General features: G+C 43.0%; 1 pseudogene. It reads left to right on the top strand.

The features are described from left to right. Window positions 1–130: 130 nt before the first annotated feature. Window positions 131–442: pseudogene (locus AB4486_RS27795) on the top strand (hypothetical protein); the annotation flags it as partial.

The following is a 442-nucleotide window of genomic DNA, read 5'->3' as shown; positions in this document are numbered from 1 at the left end:
CACCAAGCGATTCTGTCGTATTTTGAATGAGTTCATAGGCGTTTTTTGCAAAATATGTTGGCCTCTATGGTTGCAATGCATGAAATATCTCCGATACTAAAACTTAGAAACTCTAAGTTTTAGGTGGCATGTGAATACAGACATTCAACTTTATTCTGACGAATCGCTCGAAAGCTTCTTGTTGCGCTTATCGCAAGAACAAGGTTACGAGCGATTTTCTCATTTCGCCGAAGATATCTGGTTCGACACCATGGATCAGCATGAGGCGATTGCTGGTGCTTTCCCCTTAGAGCTCGAACGAGTCAATATCTACCACGCTCAAACCACAAGCCAAATGCGGGTGCGAGTGCTTATCCACCTTGAGAACCAATTAAAGCTCAACAACTTTGGTGTACTGCGTCTAGCGTTATCACATTCAAAAGCTCAATTCTCTCCGCAATAC

This window comes from Vibrio sp. 10N.222.55.C6 (assembly GCF_041473395.1).
GTDB lineage: Bacteria > Pseudomonadota > Gammaproteobacteria > Enterobacterales > Vibrionaceae > Vibrio > Vibrio crassostreae_C.
Note: the sequence above shows the minus strand (reverse complement) of the source record. Positions and strands in the feature narration are given on the sequence as shown.